Here is an 18,371-nt window from a genome sequence, read left to right as displayed (position 1 = left end):
TTCATGTTTTCTGTCTCCCTCTTTTTTAAAGGGGGTTGGGAGGATTTAAGAAAATAACAAATTCAAATGATAGACATTAACGACTGAGCGATAATTAGAGAGTCTCTTAACGAAGAAGGAGAAGATAAAAAGTGGTTGGAAACTGCTAGCTCAACAAACTATAATTATACATTTTAAATGTCATTGCGAGTTTGGGTATATCTTTTAAGAACCGAATAATATCTTATCTTTACATTACTACTCAAAAGTAAATGTAATACAAATTCATAGTTACCATTTCTTGTTACACTGACCTTCCGTAATCAAAATAGCCTTATCCTGATCAGGCTCGCAAAACTCAGTTGATCCTGATATAATTTTCACAAACACTACAAACCTTGTTATGAAAAGATTTTTCCCTTCCCTTCTAGCAATCGGACTATTGCTGGTGATTATCTACGATAATTACGCTCAAAGAAGAAACCGCAGTAGCGAAAACAGCCCATCCAGTACGATGGCTGATTCTACTTTTGCCGGACTTGCATTCCGCAGTCTTGGTCCGGGTTTTATGTCGGGGCGAATCGCCGATGTAGCCATTCACCCCGAAGATCAGAACACCTGGTATGTGGCTGTTGGCTCGGGAGGTGTCTGGAAAACGACTAACGCTGGGGTCACTTTTAAGCCTATTTTTGACGATCAGAGCTCTTACTCCATCGGCTGTGTAACCGTTGATCCAATGAACCCGCACGTTGTTTGGGTAGGGACTGGCGAGAATGTGGGAGGCCGTCACGTAGGTTACGGCGATGGAATTTATCGTAGTGCCGACGGTGGTCAGACCTGGAAGAATATGGGGCTACAAGCGTCAGAGCACATCTCTAAAATCATTGTTCACCCTGAAAACTCGGATGTAATCTGGGTAGCAGCTCAGGGACCGCTCTGGAACAAAGGTGGCGAGCGAGGGCTCTACAAATCTACCGATGGCGGTAAAAACTGGAATAAAACCCTGGGTGACGATGAGTGGATTGGTGTAACCGATATTATGGTTGATCCGCGTAACCCCGATTGGATGTACGCCGCTACCTGGCAGCGCCACCGGAACGTAGCCAATTACCTGGGTGGTGGTCCGGGTTCGGGTATTCACCGCAGTCAGGATGGTGGGGAAACTTGGGAAGAACTAACTACCGGCTTACCTGAAGGTAATATGGGTAAAATTGGTTTAGCAATCTCACCTCAGCAGCCCGATATTGTGTATGCGGCAATTGAATTAGACCGTCGTACCGGGGGCGTGTATCGTTCGGCTGATCGAGGTGGCACCTGGGAAAAACGATCTGATGCCGTAGCTGGGGCTACTGGGCCTCATTACTACCAAGAATTGTACGCTTCGCCTCATCAATTTGAACGACTCTACTTGGTTGATTCTCACATGCAATACTCAGAAGACGGCGGAAAGACCTTTAAGCGACTGAACAATGCCCACAAGCACGGTGATAACCACGCCGTTGCCTTTCGAGAAGATGATCCGGAATACTTATTAGTCGGTACCGACGGTGGACTATACGAAAGTTTTGATCTGGGAGCCAACTGGCGATTTATGGAAAATTTACCAGTTACGCAGTACTACAAAATTGCGTTGGACGATGCGGAACCATTTTACAATATCTACGGCGGTACGCAGGACAACAGTACGCAAGGCGGACCATCTCAAACCGACAACGTACACGGCATTCAGAATTCGGACTGGCGAGTGGTACTCAATTGGGACGGGCACCAACCTGCTACCGAACCCGGTAACCCTGACATTGTGTACGCGGAACGGCAAGAAGGAACACTATCGCGCATTGATATGACTACCGGTGAAGTAGTAGATATTCAACCTCAGCCCGATGCCGACGAAGACTACGAACGCTTCAACTGGGACTCACCTATTCTGGTAAGCCCGCACAACCCAACTAAAATTTATTTTGCTTCTCAGCGGGTCTGGCAGTCTGATAACCGGGGCGATGCCTGGACGGCTATTTCCGGTGATCTAACCAAAAATCAAGATCGCTTTACATTACCGATTATGGAACGAGTGCAAAGCTACGATGGAGCCTGGGATGTGGGTGCTATGTCTAACTATAATACCATCACTTCTTTAGCGGAATCACCGCAGCAGGAAGGGTTGATCTACGCCGGAACCGACGATGGTATTGTGCAGGTAACCGAAGATGGAGGTGCCAACTGGCGCAAGATTGACGTAGGCAGTATGCCCAGCGTTCCGGCCACTGCTTTTGTAAACGATATTAAAGCTGACTTACACGATGCTAATACCGTTTACATAGTACTGGATAATCATAAATACGGCGATTTTCAACCGTATTTGGTGAAGAGTACTGACCGAGGACGTACCTGGCAGCCGATGGCCAGTGACCTTCCTGACCGCACGCTGCTATGGCGTATTGTGCAAGATCACGTAGATAAAAACCTCATGTTTCTGGCGACGGAATTCGGAATTTACTTCACTAATGATAGTGGGGCGCAGTGGACAGAACTGACCGGAGGCTTGCCTACTATTTCTTTCCGCGATTTGGCGATTCAGAAGCGGGAAGATGACCTGGTGGTAGCTTCTTTCGGTCGTGGAATCTTCATTTTGGATGATTACAGTGCATTACGAAACTTATCCGAAGAGCAACTACTAGCCGAAGCTACATTATTCGAACCTCAAGATGCTGATTGGTACGTGCCTCGCTCGCATTTAAGTTTTGACGATGAAAAAGGTTCGCAGGGTGCTTCTCATTTCGTAGCACCCAATCCTCCCTTTGGTGCTGTTTTTACTTACTACCTGAAAGACGGGCTGACGACTCAGGAAGAGCAGCGCATGAAGCAGGAAGAAACCTTGACCGCCCAGAATCAAAATGTACCTTTCCCCGGTTGGGATAAATTAGCTACCGAAATGACTCAGGCGGAGCCGAAAATCTGGATTGCAGTTAAAGACAATCAGGGTAACGCCATCCGCCGAGTAGATGGTTCTACCGAAAGTGGTTTTCATCGCATTGCCTGGGATTTACGCTATCCATCACCCTATCCTATTCATTTAGACAAAGAACCTGCTGAGGATGAACTTCCGCAGGGTTTTATGGTCACACCTGGCACTTATACCGCTACGCTGTACAAGCAGGTAGATGGTGAGGTAACCAAGCTCTCTGAGTCAGTCAGCTTTGAAGTAGTACCACTGCGCGACGGAGCATTGGAAGGAGCTACGGCTCAGGAGACGGCTCAGTTCTGGCGATCTTATGAGGATGCTTTACGTTCGGCTACCGCTCTAGAAGTTTCGTTAAATAACGCTTTAACCAAAGCTGACCGAATGCAAACCGCTTTAGCCCAAGCTCCGGTAGTTCCCGGGGCGCTAGATCAGCGATTATACAAAGTAAAGCAGAACCTATTGGGAATGGAAGAAACGCTAAGTGGCAATCCTGCTAAGCTCGCGGTAGGTGAGAAGACCAAACCAACCGTAGGGCAGCGGCTGTTCTCACTAGAAATTGGCATCGGCCACTCTACTTACGGCCCTACCGAAACCCACCAAAAAACACTAGCTATTGTGAAAAATCAGGTTCAGGAGATTCATACCGAACTGGAGTCTACCCAGAACGAGATGTCTGAAATAGCCAAAGCTCTGATGGAAGCGGGTGCCCCCTGGGTAGAAGGCGAGCCTGTTCCACCTATTGGTCCGAACAGGTAAGTTAACAACTAAATTATCCCCGGATGAGCAGCGCAAATTCCGGGGTCTCTTTTCTTATATGTAAGAGACCCCGGTACTCACTTTGTTCAACCAAGGTTCTCTTCGTATTTCTGAACAACTTCTTCGTAAGAACGAGAAGCCCTCTCAGCTTTCCGAAGTTGAGCGGGTGATTAACTAGGCAGACGAGCAGTTTCGGCATTGGATTTAATCAGATGCAATAGCTCCTGGGCAATTGTCTACCGATGATCGGGCGGCTGGTGAAGGTAAACTTCCGAAGTATCTAGGTAATCGCCTTGATCTGATCCATTACATTTTCCCACTCAAATACATCTTTCCAATCATCTTTAAAAATGCGCGGAATTCCGTAGATGATAGCTTTCTGAGCAGCATCGGAGAATACCCCACCGGGTAATTGATCAAATAGCAGTGCCAACTCGATATTGATGTGACCCAAGAAGAAATCATAAGCGGCTTCCTTCGGTACACCTTTCGCCACTACCGTATCTACGGCTTCTTTCATCACGGTAACCACAGCAGCCCCGAAGGTTTCGGATAAAGCCGGTTCCAGAATGCCCATTTGCTCAATAGTAACACGATGGGATTTGGTCACGGGCTTGTACATTTCCTTAGCCAATGCTTCGCCAACGGCATAATCTTCCTCCGGTCCCTGAATCAAAGCGCACACAATGGTTTGCTTGGCCGCAATTCCACCAAAATAGTCGTAGTGAGCTTCTTCATTGGGTTCCCAGTTAAATACTGAAGGGTGGGAGGGGTGAGCCGCAAAATAGGTTACATCTTCACGCTCAGGCAAATGTCCGGCGCAAGGGGCAGCCGGGTCTAGCGTAACCGCCATTGCCCCCGACTTCATCTGAGGAACGATACTCGAGGCTACGCTCTTAATCGCTACATCGGGCACCGCCAGAATCACGATGTCAGCTTCAGGTAGTACATCTTCAGGCTGAGAAACGTGAACGCCTTTTTCCTGCAAACGAGCAATACCCACCTCGCTTACTTCCAAGTAAAAAACTTCATAATTTGCATTTCCCTTCAGGTTAGCGGTAGTTCGCATCCCCATCTTTCCTCCTGCTCCGACTAAAACGACATTTTTCATAATTAAATAGTTTTAGGGTGTTATGGTTCTTTGGTGTTACAGTACGATAGTGTTTCGGTGTTTCGGTGTTACAGTGTTTGGTGTAGTGTGTTGTAGACCTTATAAGTGGCATGAACTGACTACTTAATACAATAACACTAAAATACTAAGCACTACCTTGTACAATAGAAGCAAAGTAATCGGTTTTTCCGTTTTGTCCTCCTTTCATGGCAATTTGTAGTCCATCGAAACGAGCATCGTGAGCGTGAGCGGTGCACAGTGGCACTCCGGGGGCAATCGGCATGAGTGTTTCCAGAGCGTAAATTCCTAGTTCCTGGGCAATGTAGCCCGAGGTGTCCCCTCCGGCACTTACTACTCGTTTTACTGAGGTTTTTTCTAATAATGATTTTAGTATCTTCCCCTGTGCCCCAGCTAGTAAGGCACTAGTAGGCGTTTTATCTAATCCAAGTATTTGCTTCCGCTGGTTGGTAGTAGCAATACTCCGATCGTCGGGACCTAGAGCGGTATACATAGCAACGGGCTGTTTTCTGCCTAATGCTTCTAACGCTAGCGTTTCTACTCGCTGTATCTCAGCATCACGTTTATCCGGGTGAACTAATTTTTCACTCCGAATTCGGATATCAGCGAACCCTTGCTGAATAATCCACCTTAGTTGCTCGGCGGTAGTAGGAGAGCAACTACCCGCCATCACAATAACCGGTTCAGCTTTTCCAGGTGAACTAGGTGGCGAAGGTTTTTCTAGCAACCCCTGCTGCTGTAAGTAGTTGCAAATAGCGTATTCCGTGCCTGAAGCCCCTACAAGCAATTGCCGACATTTAGCTCGCTTATTCCATAGAATTTGCCCTACGGCTAATAAATGTTCTTCGTTATAGGTATCAAAAAGCAGATAATCGCCCGACTGCTTCGTTAGTTCATTTAATTTGTCTTGTTGAGTAGCTTCATCGGATTCTAGTGTAAATAAATCCATCAATTGTACCGGGCGATTAGTTTGCTTGGCTAGGTGCTGGCGTAAATCACTTTCGTGCATGGGTGTTACCGGATGGCGCGACATGGTTGGGTGACGGTCGAGCCGATAGGTTGCTCCGTCTACCCGGGCGAACAGATTTCCAAAGATACAAAAGCGATTAAGCGAGGGAGCACCAACTAGTAGCGGAATGTAGTCCGAAGAAAAATAAGGATAGGCTAAATCAGTAGCGTGCCCAATGCTGCCCACCTGGGGAGATGAGTCAAAAGTAGAGCAGATTTTATAGTGAAAAAACGCACTATCGATCTGGCTAAGTTGCTCAAAAATAGGCGGAAGATAATCATCCATTTCTGCTGGGGAAAGACTACGGCTAATGCCCGCTACACCTACGGCTGCCAGTTTTCTTTCAGAGCCACTTACGGTATTTTTCAGGTAGAATTTCTCAATTTCTTCGGGACTGGGTGGAGCTAGAAATAGGGCCGTAGGAATGCCGTTGAGTGCTAGAGCTTCCATCACATCGGTAGATCCGGTGAAATCATCGCCGTAGAAGCTCAAAAAAATAGGGTGTTGATCAGTAATAGATGAATGAAGTGGCATAGGCTATTGGCTTGCTTGGTCTAATTTAAACCGCTTGCGTGAGATTGAAACTAGAAAGTGCATTTTTTGATACCAACCGCATCCAAACTTATTCATTTTCCCCTCAGCTCAAAGGCTAGTATTGAAATCAGTAACAGCATACACCAGAACAACATTTTTTCTGATTGGGTGGTGACAAAGCCACTCCGGTAAAATCCGAGTGGTAGATATTATCATTGTACTTCAGTATCAGCTCGAGCGGTTGAAAAACCTGAAGTAAATCGACTTTTTAAACTAACACGAATAAATAATGAAAACACGATTGAACCTATTATCTATTATAAGTGGCATTGTGGTGCTTGCAAGCTGTGGTGAAATAAGAGAGCAGGCCAGTGAGAAATGGAATCTACTAGATGATAAAGTTGAAAAACTAGATTCTGTCATCAATTACGAAATAGAAAAAGTAGAGCAACTGGATTCTATAATTAACTATGAAATGGAGAAAGTGAATAAGTTGGACTCTCTGATTGAAGATAAATCCGCAAGGGTAGATTCTCTTTTGCAAAGAAATTGACAGTCTCTTGAAAGAGTATCAGCGAAATCCCTCTATCACACGATAGTCAATCTGAACCTATGAAGACTGTAACTAAATCAATACTTCTTTTTAGTATCGCCACCTGTATTATTGCCTGTAATAATCAAAGCAATCAGACCAAAGAACCAGCAGATGAGGTAGTATCAGATACGTCGCTAGAAGAGGTGCTTACCGCCGAAGAGCAAGCAGCACTCATTCCTGACGAAGTAATTAGCCTCTTCCGAGAGGGAAACCAACGGTTTATAAGCAATGATTTAACTGCCCGGAACCATTCTAAGCAAGTGAGAAAAAGCACTTATGCCCAGTATCCCAAAGCGATAGTTTTATCTTGTGTAGACAATGGATACGGGAAAGGTCTCATTTCTAGAAGACTAGCCGTACTCTTATTCATAAAGACTATCAGTGTGAAAGTAATAAGCTAAGCATGGCTATTTTCGCACTCATGATATCTTCATCATGGTAACTCCGTCTCTACACTGCTCGCTTGTTTAGTAATGGTTTCTTCTTAAAACCTAGAAAAAGCTTTCCTTCCTCCTCGTATACGTAAGAGCGACTAGTGTGACAATATCTAACGGGAGCTGACAACACGCTCCGCATAATATCCATGTACTCGTAAACTGTGCTGGGTGAAACCCTCAGTCGCTTGGCCAATTCGTGAGGTTGTCCGGTTGCCTTCATACGGATAAGCTGGTCAATCCTATAAAACTTGTCTATCATTTTTGAAAATAGCTTGCTCATTCTAGTAGTATTTGAGGTTCTTTATTGGTTGTGCATTCTCTCGTATGCTTTTCTCGATCTAGAGATTACAGATGCATAAATCAAAAGATTATTAGTAGTAATACTTTTTTATTTAGTTGTTATACTATTATACGTAAAAATCATCTGACTGGTTTAGTCTTGCCTAGTGGTTGGAATATCTAACCAATATGGTTACAATGGGCTTGGAAGACTTAGTTGATTCGTTACCAGGGTAGTCGCCGAACTTTTGTCTCTCTGGCCAATGAAGATGGCTTCATGCATGCGTTACAGAAAATCAATAGTCGGCTTAAAATATTACCCGAAAGCCTTCAGGGCGGTTAAACAGAAGTAGCGATAGCAAGTTCTTTAACCGGAAAGAATATTAATACTATGAACGCTACTGTACTTATCTCGGGTGGAACCGGCTTGGTTGGCACTCGTCTTACCCAACTACTACAAGAAAAAGGCTACACCGTTACTCACCTTAGTCGTTCAGTTTCGGGCGATGAAAAAGTGAAAACCTACCAGTGGAATATCAAGAAAAAAGAGATAGACCCCGAAGCCCTCATCGGAGTAGATTATATCATTCATCTGGCGGGAGCGGGTATCGCCGACAAACGCTGGACTGATAAACGCAAAGAACTAATTCTGAAAAGTCGTACTGAATCTACTGAACTGCTGCGAGATTCTATTGCTAAGCTAAACAACCATGCTATTAAAGCCTTTGTATCGGCTTCGGCAGTAGGCTACTACGGTATTGATACAGGCAAAACTTGGGTAGATGAAGAAAGCCCTTCAGGCGATGGATTTGCAGCAGAAGTTACGCACCAGTGGGAAGCAGCCGTAGATAAAATAAATCCGTTAAATCTTCGGGTAGTGAAAATTCGAATCGGTATTGTGCTTAGTGAAAAGGGGGGAGCACTGGTCAAAATTATGCAACCTATTAAATTTGGAGTAGGGGCACCACTAGGGCGAGGTAATCAGTACATGAGTTGGGTTCACCTGGATGACCTTTGCCGATTATTCATTTTTGCCTTAGAGCAGCGTGAGATTCAAGGTGTATACAACGGAGTAGCTCCGAACCCAGCTACGAACCATGAACTTACCAAAAAGACCGCCGATGTACTAAATAAGCCGCTATTTTTGCCGAACATACCCGCATTTGCCTTAAAATTGCTACTGGGAGAAATGGCTCAAGTGGTAACTGGAGGAAACCGGGTGAAGAGCGACAAAATTGAGAAGGCAGGATTTGAGTTTAAGTACACAGATTTGCGCCCGGCTTTGGTGGATTTGTTGAAGTAAATATTCTAGTGCTGGAGTGTTAAGGTGTTATAGTTTTGGTATGGCGAAAGTAGAGAGGTTTGAGGATTTGCGGTGTTGGCAATCGGCTCGCTCGGTAGTACGGTTAGTTTACCGATTAAGTCAAAAGGGAGAACTCCGCAAGTACTACGATACTCAGAGACAATTTAGAAGAGCAGCTTTATCTATCATGAACAATATTGCTGAGGGTTTTGCTCGTTATCACCCCAAAGAATTTTCTCAATTTTTAAATGTAGCTCAAAGTTCAGTAGCAGAAGTGAAAAGTATATTGTACGTACTAGAAGGTTTAAGCTATTTTCCTGAACCCGAGTTAAGACAGATACATCTGTCTGTAGATGACACTCGTAAAAGCATATTAGCTTTAATTAAATATATTCAAAATAGGCAGAATGGCGTATCCGAACCAAGCGTAGGCTACACAAAGCAAGAAGTACCGAATCATCATTATATCTTATCACTCCCGAAAAAACACCTTTAGGCTTAACGAACAATAGCACTAAGAACTATAACACCCTAACACCGCGCGATAGTCGCTTAGTACAATAATAACAAAATAGAACTCACATGAACACAACAGACAACAACGGAACCCCCAAAAAGCTACCCGAAAGCACTGTTAGCGGTGAAGAAGAATCGCGCATTAAAAAAGCCTTTATGAACCGCGACTGGAACGAGATCAAAACCAATGATTCCTGGGCGGTCTTCAAAATTATGGCCGAGTTTGTGGAAGGCTTTGAGAAGCTAGCGAAGATCGGTCCCTGCGTAACGATTTTTGGTTCGGCCCGAACGCCCGATAACCACCCGTACTACAAAATGGCCGAAGAAATTGCCGCTAAAATCGTACGCCACGGTTACGGAGTAATTACGGGGGGCGGTCCCGGTATTATGGAGGCAGGAAACAAAGGAGCCAAAAGTGAGAATGGTAAATCCGTAGGGGTGAACATTATTCTTCCGTTTGAACAGAGCAGCAATATCTATATTGACCCTGACAAGATCATCACCTTCGATTACTTCTTCGTCCGTAAGGTAATGTTCATGAAGTACTCCCAAGGGTTTATCGTAATGCCCGGTGGCTTCGGCACGTTAGACGAACTCTTTGAGGCACTCACGCTCATTCAAACCAAGAAAGTGGGCCGTTTCCCCATTGTGCTGGTGGGTAGCGACTACTGGAAAGGGCTACTGCAATGGATTGAAGAAATTATGCTGAAGCAGGAAAAAAACATTAATGAGCAAGACCTAGATTTAATAAATATAGTAGATTCGGCTACCGATGCCGTAGCGGTTATTGACGAGTTTTATTCTAAGTACCTTCTTTCGCCCAACTTCTAATGCTCAACAACATTAAAACACAAGTAGCTATTCAATCCGTGCTTATTATTGGATTGCTCATTTACATTGGCTGGCAAGAATTTGCTGGTAGCCAACGAGAGAACGTAAAATTAGGCAACGTGGGCGAAGACGAACCTTCGGTAACTACCGCCCCCAAAAACTTAGAAGGTACTCCCGAAGTAATTATGACCCCCGCGGGGTACAAAGCATTTACCGTTCCTATTCCGCAACAAGTGAACTTTGTAGGCGAAACCATTTCTTTGCAAGAACCCGACCTGCGCGAGCGTCTCGACCGGGAGATTCACGTAAACGCCAACTGGCACTCCAACACCATTCTGATGATTAAGCGAGCCCAGCGCTGGTTACCGACTATTGAGAAAATTTTGGAGGAAAATGATGTGCCTACTGATTTTAAGTACTTACCAATAATTGAGAGTGGGTTGGTAGAACACGCCCGATCACCCAAAGATGCCGTCGGCTTTTGGCAATTACTAAAAGGAACAGCCAAAGATTTTGGCTTAGAAGTTAATAAAGAGGTAGACGAACGCTACGATCCGGTAAAATCAACCGAAGCTGCCTGCAAATATCTTAAAAAAGCCCACGCCAAGTTTGGTAACTGGGTAAATGTAGCCGCCTCGTACAATATTGGAATGCGGGGATTTGAACGCCGACTAGAAGAACAAAAGATTAACTCTTACTTCGATATGCTACTCAATGAAGAAACGGCTCGTTACTTTTTTCGGCTGGTGGCGATGAAAATGATAATGGAAAATCCCGAAGCCTACGGGTTTTACATCGATCCCCAAGAACGCTACTATCAGCCTGAATTTAAAGTAGTCACGGTTACCGAAACCATCGACGATTTAGTAGAATTTGCTCATACGCACGGAGTAAGCTATAAAATTCTGAAACGCTACAACCCTTGGCTGCGGAAACCCGAGCTTACTGTGAAGCGAAACACCTACCAAATTTTAATTTCGCAAGACCCTACTGAGCAGTACAATCCCACCGTTCAGGTGAGTGATTAACTGGGTTAGAGGACTATCGCACTTAGTATTATAGCACTTAACGAAAAGACTGAGTGCTCTTCGTCACTACGCTCTAACAAAAAGCGTGGCACACTTCAACACGTTGCCTTCTCCTCTTTCCTTTCTCCCTTCTTCTGCGTATATTCATTTCCTCTCCTGTTCAGAAACGTCTGAGCTTCGCTACTTTTTGTTCCACTCCAAACCCAATCATGTCCTATGAAAGTGTACGACAATCACCACATCAAAAACATTGTGCTGCTGGGCGGCGCAAAATCCGGCAAGACAACATTAGCGGAAACCATGTTGTTCGAGGCCGGCATCATCAACCGACGGGGCACCGTAGAAAGCAAAAACACCGTATCGGATTTCCACGAAATTGAGCACGAACGCGGAAATTCGGTCTACGCTACCACTTTGCACACCGAGTGGCGCGGCTACAAAATCAATATTATTGACACTCCGGGTTTGGATGATTTTATGGGCGAGGTCGTATCGTCGGTGCGGGTAGCCGATACCTGCGTACTGGTACTGAATGCTCAACACGGAGTGGAAGTTGGTTCCGAACTAATCTGGAACTACATTGACCAATTTCAGAAACCTACCATTCTAGCGATCAATCAGCTAGATCATCCCAAAGCTAATTTTGACGAATCCATAGAATCGGCTAAGCAAAGCTTTGGCGATGCGGTAGCCCTAATGCAGTACCCGGTTAATCCCGGTGAGGGCTTTAATGCCATTATTGACCTGCTGAAGATGACTATGTATAAATTCCCATCCGAAGGAGGTAAGCCCGAAAAACTTCCTATCCCCGATAGTGAAAAAGCCAAAGCCGAAGAATTACACAACGAACTGGTGGAAAAAGCCGCCGTTAACGACGATAGCTTGATGGAACTGTACTTCGAGAAAGGTAATCTGGATGAAGATGAACTGCGGCAGGGCCTAAAAATCGGAATGCAGAAGCACGAAATATTTCCGGTGTTCTGCTTATCGGCCAAGCAAAATATGGGCAGTGGCCGTATGATGGGCTTTATTGATAACGTAGCTCCCGGTGCCTGCGATATGGCTCCCGAACCTACCGTTGCTGGAAAAGAAATTAACTGTGACCCCAGCAAGCCCACCAGCTTGTTCGTCTTCAAAACCCTGATTGAGCCGTATTTGGGTAAAGTGAGTTACTTTAAAGTAATGTCGGGCGAGGTAACTGCCAGCATGGATTTGTACAATCCGCAGTCGCAAGCAACGGAGCGCATGAACCAACTGTACATTATGGACGGTAGCCAACGACATCCGGTAGACAAACTGGTAGCCGGAGATATTGGAGCCACTGTAAAACTCAAAGACACCCAAACCAACCATACCCTGCGCGATGCCAACGCCAGCATGGAATACCCGATGATGGAATTTCCTGAACCCCGGGTTCGCACCGCCATTGTCGCTGATAGTAAGAATGATGAAGAAAAAATAGGCGAAGCCATTCGGGAGCTACACGCCGAAGATCCTACGCTAAACATTGAGTTCTCTCGCGAACTAAAGCAACTCATTCTCACCGCCCAAGGTGAGCTACACCTAACAGTTACTCAGTGGCGGCTAGAGCATGTGTACAATGTAAAAGTTCACTACGAAGAACCGCGCATTGCATATCGCGAGACTATTCAAAAAGAAGCTACCACTTCGTATCGGCATAAGAAGCAGTCGGGCGGATCGGGGCAATTTGGGGAGGTACATATGACGATCATGCCCTACACTGAAGGTATGGCTGATCCCGAAGGTTACAACATCCGTAACAAAGAAGTGATTGATCTGGATTGGGGCGGAAAACTGGTGTTTTACAACTGCATTGTTGGTGGAGTAATCGACGCTCGCTTCATGCCGTCTATTCTCAAGGGCGTGATGGAAAAGATGGAAGATGGTCCAGTAACCGGCTCCTACGCTCGCGATATTTGCGTACTGGTTTTTGATGGTAAAATGCACGCGGTAGACTCTAACGATATTTCGTTTAAGATTGCCGGAATGCAAGCCTTCAAACAAGCTTTTATGCAAGCTGATCCCAAAATTCTGGAACCGATCAACCACCTGGAAGTGCTGGTGCCCGAAGAGATGATGGGCGATGTAATGACCGAACTACAAACCCGCCGTTCGCTAGTCATCGGCATTGACACTAAAAACCAGTACCAAGTTATCCGAGCAAAAATTCCCCTAGCGGAGATGATGAATTTTAGTAGTGCCCTAAAGTCGCTCACTCACGGTCGAGCCAGTTTCAAAACATCCTTCGCTGAATACTCTCCTGTTCCTTACGATACTCAGAAGCAACTGATTGCCAACAGTGAGCTAGAGATGGCCTAATTCAATTAGCAATGGGCAGGGAACAGTGTGCAATTGTTCCCTCAAACACCTGAGGTTTTGGAAACTTCGGATGTTCTTCCTCAAATAGTAGGTAATTAACTTAAAAAATAAACTATGAAATTAGGAGCATTTTCTATCAGCCTTAGCGTGAAAGACTTTAGCGTGTCAAAAGTGTTTTATGAGAATTTGGGTTTTGAAGTCTTCGGCGGAGATATGGAGCAGAACTACTTGATTATGAAAGATGGAAACGCCCTTGTTGGCTTATTTCAAGGGATGTTTGAGGGTAATGTCTTGACTTTTAATCCGGGCTGGGACGAGAACGCTAATACGCTGGCGGGCTACGATGATGTTCGAGATATTCAGAAGAAGCTAAAGAAAAAGGGAGTTAAACTGGAAAGTGAGGCTGATGAAAGTACCAGCGGCCCTGCCGGTTTTATGGTAGTTGACCCGGATGGAAACTCCGTTCTGATTGATCAGCACGTTTAAACATGGCTTATTGACCATTTAGCGTATAAAACTCATACGCGATATCCCAGCTAAAGTCTTCACCAGAAGCTGCATCTAGCTTAACCCGACTTAATATAGGTAACTATTCTTCTACGAAAGTACCTTGATCGTATTTAAACAGGATACGGTACTGACGCTCAAGGTGGTCTAGAAAATCAACGAAGTAGTTAGGTGGGTCAATTTGCTCCCCATGCTGACTTTGATAGCATTGCCAAAATCTTTTACTAAGCTCCCGAAACGCGTGCTGAATGTCACGTTGAAAGATAAAGAAGTCAGAAGTATGGATATGACCACTATACTCGAAACAAATGGAATCGTAATTAAAGACATATCCCACTTCTTTCAAATAATCTAACACAGCTACAAAGTAAGGTGGATCAGGCAGTTTTCTAGGCTCAACCTGATTCTCAGTAGAATCTTCGCGACGTTGTTCGTAGAATTGAGTAGTGTAGATACTATAATAAGAACTCATCAAATCTAAGAGTGATTTGAGCGCTATTTTCTGCATTAGAAAGAACAGTTAAATCGAATATAAATATTATCATAGGATTATTTACCGTTCTATCGCGAATTTTTTTAATGGATTTTCGCATTATGCGAAAACCCGACAAACAGCTTCGCAAATTAATTGGTGAAAAGATTCGATCTGCCAGAAAAGAAAGAGGAATGACTCAATATGAAGTTGTAGAGCGGATAGATATTGATGTTTCACACTATCAGCGTATTGAACGAGGAGAAACTAACCCATCTTTAATAATTGCCTACCGCATCTGCCGGGCACTTCGGATATCACTAGATGATCTATTTCGTACAAGTCACGAGAGCCTACAATAGGGAATAATAATTATAGAAACAGTATATAAACTTAAAGACTTTCCTACCTATTTTATCCGTAAGTTGCCAGTAGACTACAGCGGGCGAACGTTAGTCTCACATTTACTCTGAAGGATAAAGTATCAATTTAGTAAGTGGTTCTATCTGACTGTGTACTACCTCTGCGATTACTTTTCAGTTACCATAAGGTGGGCTTTTCCTCAGCTTTTTTTTATTTTTCTACCACAAGTACACAACAAACTTACACATAAAGTGAAATAATAGCAAATATTTTTTCACAAAATGTAAAAATATTGAAATGGATGATCGGAAAAAGGTAACCCGTAGGTTTATTGAAGTGTATGAGCACCTGAAAGATAGTCATTTAGTTAAGGACAAGAATTCTTTTGCTAAGACTCTAGGGATTAGTAATTCGGCTATAACCAATGTTTTTTCCGGAGCTAGAGATGTTCCTTTGGGTCATTTAATTCAATTATTCAAGTTCTTTCCAGTTGATGCACGTTTTGTGTTTCAGGACGTGATGAAAGCTTCACAAAATGAAAGTTACGGTGGTGTAATTAGTGGTCTTTATGGTGATATAATATTAAAAGAGCCAGAAAAGCTTATCTATCCTACCAATAGTGAAGAAAGGCAACAGATAAGTGACTTAAGGAAGGAGTTAGCTGACTGTAAACAGCAAAAAGAGGTGCTATTAGGTAAAATAGAAGCCTATAGGGACTCTATTAGATTACGTACAGAACCGCCCGATATGAAGGAAGGTGCGTAATGCAGATTTTCGCTGGAAATTAGTAAGTAAGGTGTTGAGCGATTGCTTTGAAAACTAGATCTTTTGACCATTTAGAAATACTTTGCGTAGATAAAGCCTATCAAGGTGAGTTTATTGCTACCACAGAACGCACGATATGAGAAAACAGTAGCTTCAACTGTCGATTTCATACAATCTCTTGGTGATCCGGCAGCGTTTGGTAATATTATTTTAGCAAGATCCAGCAGGTCAATTCCTCAAATATACTCTAATCCAGCACATAAAACTCGTACCCAATATCCCAAGTAAACTCTTCGCCGGGGGCAGCATCAATCTGGATGTAAGGCTCAGGGCAAGCGGTAGTATGCGAGGCCCAGTAAATCATCTTCAGGAGGGGTCGATCAGCGGTGATGTGTACGCCTGCTCCCGACTTTACGTTTTCAATACGGATGTCATAATCGTCAGCCGTAGAGCCGTAGCCCTTTAGATTAGGGGTGAATACGTATTCTCCTTTCTGCAAAGCAGTTTTATAAACTAGCCTATTTCCGTGAGCTACTATCTTTTCACCAAAACCTTTTCCGTCTTTCACCTCCAAATCATAACTAAAAGCAGTCGTAATATTGGGATCGGTAGTTTCACCATCAATAATGAAAAAGTTGTGATTGTAGACTGTGGTTTCCAATGGTTTCTCACCGATGTTTTTTAGCTGGTGTTCCAGTATCATCTTGGGTTCTCCGTCCGCCAGACGAATAGTTTTAGTGTACTCGTAGGCGTAGCCACTTTCGTGATTAAGCGTGTGGATCATCCTAACCTGATAGTCACCTGACTGCACCTCCCACTGCCCGCCGTCTACAATCTCGTATTGATCCATAAAATGATAAGGCTTGTTACTCAGCTTCCGTAGCATCCCAATACCAATTACCAGAAAAGTGTCGCCATCCTCGTAGCCGACAGGATAAAATGCTTCTACTGGGCCACTGATGGATTCAGGATTAAGCGGGTTGTGTTCTGGTAACCAGTTCCCGAAGTACTCGTGCCCTTTAAACTGCAAACTACCAATTACTCCGGCCCAGTCGAAACGGGTACTGCGGTAGTAACCGTTCTTGGCATCCGGTAGATACACCTTCGCCTCAAGTTGCTCATTGCTAATCGTTGTGCTGGGGAAATCGGATTGGGCAGTAGTCATAGTATTCAGTAGTAGAAGGCTAAGAAAAGGTAGAAAGAGTTTCATAGGTACAAGGGTGTATCCTAATATACTTACTACCGTGGATAATGTACAGCTAGCCAAAGATTATCAGGCCAGCAGTAAAATAGTTAAGTATAATAGTGTACCTGATGAGTGAGCACTATCTTAGCGCAAATACTCGAGCTAAAAATACTTCCCACGCATGAAAGTATATAGATTTGGTAGCGGACTAATATTACTTCTTATGCTTCTAACCGCCTGCGAATCTACCCAAACCGATTTGGGGATGGCTGTCGAGTACCTACCCTCGACCGACCGATTGAGAGAAGGCGTAGTCAATAAGTACTACTACCACGTCAACCCCGGGCCTACTAGAGGTACTCGCACAGATGTTCGCTACCAGTTATACCAATTAACGGCTTCCGACGAGCTAACTATCAGCAGTTACAATCCTGGGTTTGAGAAGTATCGCACCAGCGTATACACTCTTCAGGACAACAAAATGCTGCTCGCCCAGAATGAACACTACTACGGAAGCGATACTTTTCGTGCTGAGATCATTCAGCCAGTAGCAATAAGCTGGAACAGTAGTGACAGTGCTTCGGTGTTGGAGCTGAAGATGGAATATGCGGAAGATAACACCTGGTGGAACATACAAACTCAGCAGAATGCAGAAGATACCACGGTAGCGGGACGAGTAGCCCGACGGTTTACTCTGAAAAATCGCTATCAAAGAATCTATCAGGGTGATACTACCGTAGAGGGATCAAGTTATCAAACTACTTACGCTGCGGGCTTAGGCTTCTTTGAGGATCAAGGCGTATCATCAGCCGGTGAAGAACACTGGGAGCTGGTAGAGCAAATGCCTCTGAGTCAGTTTGAACAACTGGCTGACCACAGACGGAAACATGTAGGCTACATTAATCCTGAAGAGGCAATAGATCAGCCAACCGATTTCGCTATATGCAATTCGCCCGAAAGTATAGTTCAGTACTATCATTCCAGTCCCGACGGTAGTTATGCTGAAGGAAAACGAGTGATGCTCAACATTATTTACTCCGAACTGGATAGTAGTTTACTGTTTGATGAATCGGGCTATCTAACATTTCGGTTTGTGGTAAATTGCGAGGGCAAGGCGGGATGGTTTATTACCGAACAAGCCGATTTAGACTTTGGTAAGAAGGAATTCAATTCGCAAACAATTGCCCATTTGTACAATATTGTTTACAACCTGCGAACCTGGAGTCCGAGTGTGATTGACGGTGAGACTCGAGATACTTATTTTTACCTAATATTTCGTTTGAAAGATGGAAAGTTGGTGGATGTATTGCCATAAAAGAAGTGCTCTTCTGGGAGATAAAATCCCCCCAGCCCCCTTTAAAAAAGGGGGAATAGGTATAT

At 44.4% G+C, this 18,371-nt stretch carries 17 protein-coding genes; 12 read left to right on the top strand and 5 right to left on the bottom strand.

The genetic code is table 11. The features are described 5' to 3' along the window. Positions 1-382: 382 nt before the first annotated feature. On the top strand, positions 383-3,697 hold the full coding sequence (locus P0M28_RS14585; RefSeq protein WP_302210658.1) for a VPS10 domain-containing protein: 3,315 nt from the start codon (positions 383-385) through the stop codon (positions 3,695-3,697). Between the two features lie 280 nt (positions 3,698-3,977). Here the strand turns inward: P0M28_RS14585 and P0M28_RS14580 are convergent, their stop codons facing one another. Both P0M28_RS14580 and P0M28_RS14575 read right to left on the bottom strand, forming a co-directional pair. Next, on the bottom strand, positions 3,978-4,808 hold the full coding sequence (locus P0M28_RS14580; RefSeq protein WP_302210657.1) for a phosphogluconate dehydrogenase C-terminal domain-containing protein: 831 nt from the start codon (positions 4,806-4,808) through the stop codon (positions 3,978-3,980). Positions 4,809-4,953: 145 nt separating this feature from the next. Then, complete coding sequence (locus tag P0M28_RS14575; RefSeq protein ID WP_302210656.1) at positions 4,954-6,369, bottom strand: four-carbon acid sugar kinase family protein; 1,416 nt, start codon at positions 6,367-6,369, stop codon at positions 4,954-4,956. A gap of 289 nt (positions 6,370-6,658) precedes the next feature. On the opposite strand from P0M28_RS14575, the gene P0M28_RS14570 reads away from it, so the two are divergent. Then, positions 6,659-6,922 (top strand): hypothetical protein, encoded by a 264-nt coding sequence (locus P0M28_RS14570; RefSeq protein WP_302210655.1) that lies wholly within the window; start codon positions 6,659-6,661, stop codon positions 6,920-6,922. Positions 6,923-6,981: 59 nt separating this feature from the next. Next, positions 6,982-7,365 (top strand): carbonic anhydrase, encoded by a 384-nt coding sequence (locus tag P0M28_RS14565; protein ID WP_302210654.1) that lies wholly within the window; start codon positions 6,982-6,984, stop codon positions 7,363-7,365. A gap of 49 nt (positions 7,366-7,414) precedes the next feature. Here the strand turns inward: P0M28_RS14565 and P0M28_RS14560 are convergent, their stop codons facing one another. After that, positions 7,415-7,681, bottom strand: coding sequence for a helix-turn-helix domain-containing protein (locus tag P0M28_RS14560; RefSeq protein WP_302210653.1), 267 nt, complete (start codon positions 7,679-7,681; stop codon positions 7,415-7,417). A gap of 390 nt (positions 7,682-8,071) precedes the next feature. On the opposite strand from P0M28_RS14560, the gene P0M28_RS14555 reads away from it, so the two are divergent. The 6 genes from P0M28_RS14555 to P0M28_RS14530 all read left to right on the top strand — a co-directional run bounded on the left by P0M28_RS14555 (position 8,072) and on the right by P0M28_RS14530 (position 14,184). Beyond that, complete coding sequence (locus P0M28_RS14555; RefSeq protein ID WP_302210652.1) at positions 8,072-8,983, top strand: TIGR01777 family oxidoreductase; 912 nt, start codon at positions 8,072-8,074, stop codon at positions 8,981-8,983. Positions 8,984-9,023: 40 nt separating this feature from the next. Then, positions 9,024-9,479 (top strand): four helix bundle protein, encoded by a 456-nt coding sequence (locus tag P0M28_RS14550; protein ID WP_302210651.1) that lies wholly within the window; start codon positions 9,024-9,026, stop codon positions 9,477-9,479. A gap of 176 nt (positions 9,480-9,655) precedes the next feature. Beyond that, positions 9,656-10,330, top strand: a complete 675-nt coding sequence (locus tag P0M28_RS14545) for an LOG family protein (protein ID WP_302210896.1) — start codon at positions 9,656-9,658, stop codon at positions 10,328-10,330. Then, entirely contained in the window at positions 10,330-11,358 is a 1,029-nt protein-coding gene (locus P0M28_RS14540; RefSeq protein ID WP_302210650.1) for a lytic transglycosylase domain-containing protein, read from the top strand. The genes P0M28_RS14545 and P0M28_RS14540 overlap by 1 nt, the downstream gene beginning before the upstream one ends. Positions 11,359-11,574: 216 nt before the next feature. Beyond that, on the top strand, positions 11,575-13,698 hold the full coding sequence (fusA2, locus tag P0M28_RS14535) for an elongation factor G2 (RefSeq protein WP_302210649.1): 2,124 nt from the start codon (positions 11,575-11,577) through the stop codon (positions 13,696-13,698). A 114-nt stretch (positions 13,699-13,812) separates the two neighbouring features. Beyond that, positions 13,813-14,184 carry a VOC family protein gene (locus tag P0M28_RS14530; RefSeq protein WP_302210648.1) on the top strand — a complete coding sequence of 124 codons (372 nt, stop codon included), beginning with the start codon at positions 13,813-13,815 and terminating at the stop codon, positions 14,182-14,184. Positions 14,185-14,287: 103 nt separating this feature from the next. Here the strand turns inward: P0M28_RS14530 and P0M28_RS14525 are convergent, their stop codons facing one another. Further along, positions 14,288-14,713 (bottom strand): hypothetical protein, encoded by a 426-nt coding sequence (locus P0M28_RS14525; protein ID WP_302210647.1) that lies wholly within the window; start codon positions 14,711-14,713, stop codon positions 14,288-14,290. A gap of 71 nt (positions 14,714-14,784) precedes the next feature. On the opposite strand from P0M28_RS14525, the gene P0M28_RS14520 reads away from it, so the two are divergent. Further along, positions 14,785-15,039: a helix-turn-helix domain-containing protein gene (locus P0M28_RS14520; protein WP_302210646.1), complete on the top strand. Its 255-nt coding sequence runs from the start codon at positions 14,785-14,787 to the stop codon at positions 15,037-15,039. A gap of 298 nt (positions 15,040-15,337) precedes the next feature. Further along, positions 15,338-15,805 carry a hypothetical protein gene (locus tag P0M28_RS14515; RefSeq protein WP_302210645.1) on the top strand — a complete coding sequence of 156 codons (468 nt, stop codon included), beginning with the start codon at positions 15,338-15,340 and terminating at the stop codon, positions 15,803-15,805. Between the two features lie 247 nt (positions 15,806-16,052). Here P0M28_RS14515 and P0M28_RS14510 read toward each other — a convergent pair whose 3' ends face one another. Next, the gene (locus P0M28_RS14510; protein WP_302210644.1) at positions 16,053-17,015 is read right to left on the bottom strand and encodes a hypothetical protein; all 963 of its coding nucleotides are present in this window, start codon (positions 17,013-17,015) and stop codon (positions 16,053-16,055) included. Between the two features lie 157 nt (positions 17,016-17,172). Here P0M28_RS14510 and P0M28_RS14505 point away from each other — a divergent pair, with 157 nt between their 5' ends. After that, positions 17,173-18,306 (top strand): hypothetical protein, encoded by a 1,134-nt coding sequence (locus P0M28_RS14505; protein WP_302210643.1) that lies wholly within the window; start codon positions 17,173-17,175, stop codon positions 18,304-18,306. Positions 18,307-18,371: the final 65 nt, after the last annotated feature.

It is taken from the genome of Tunicatimonas pelagia (assembly GCF_030506325.1).
Taxonomy (GTDB): domain Bacteria; phylum Bacteroidota; class Bacteroidia; order Cytophagales; family Cyclobacteriaceae; genus Tunicatimonas; species Tunicatimonas pelagia.
The sequence above is the reverse complement of the archived record's forward strand: the minus strand, read 5'-3'. Positions and strand labels throughout refer to the sequence as shown.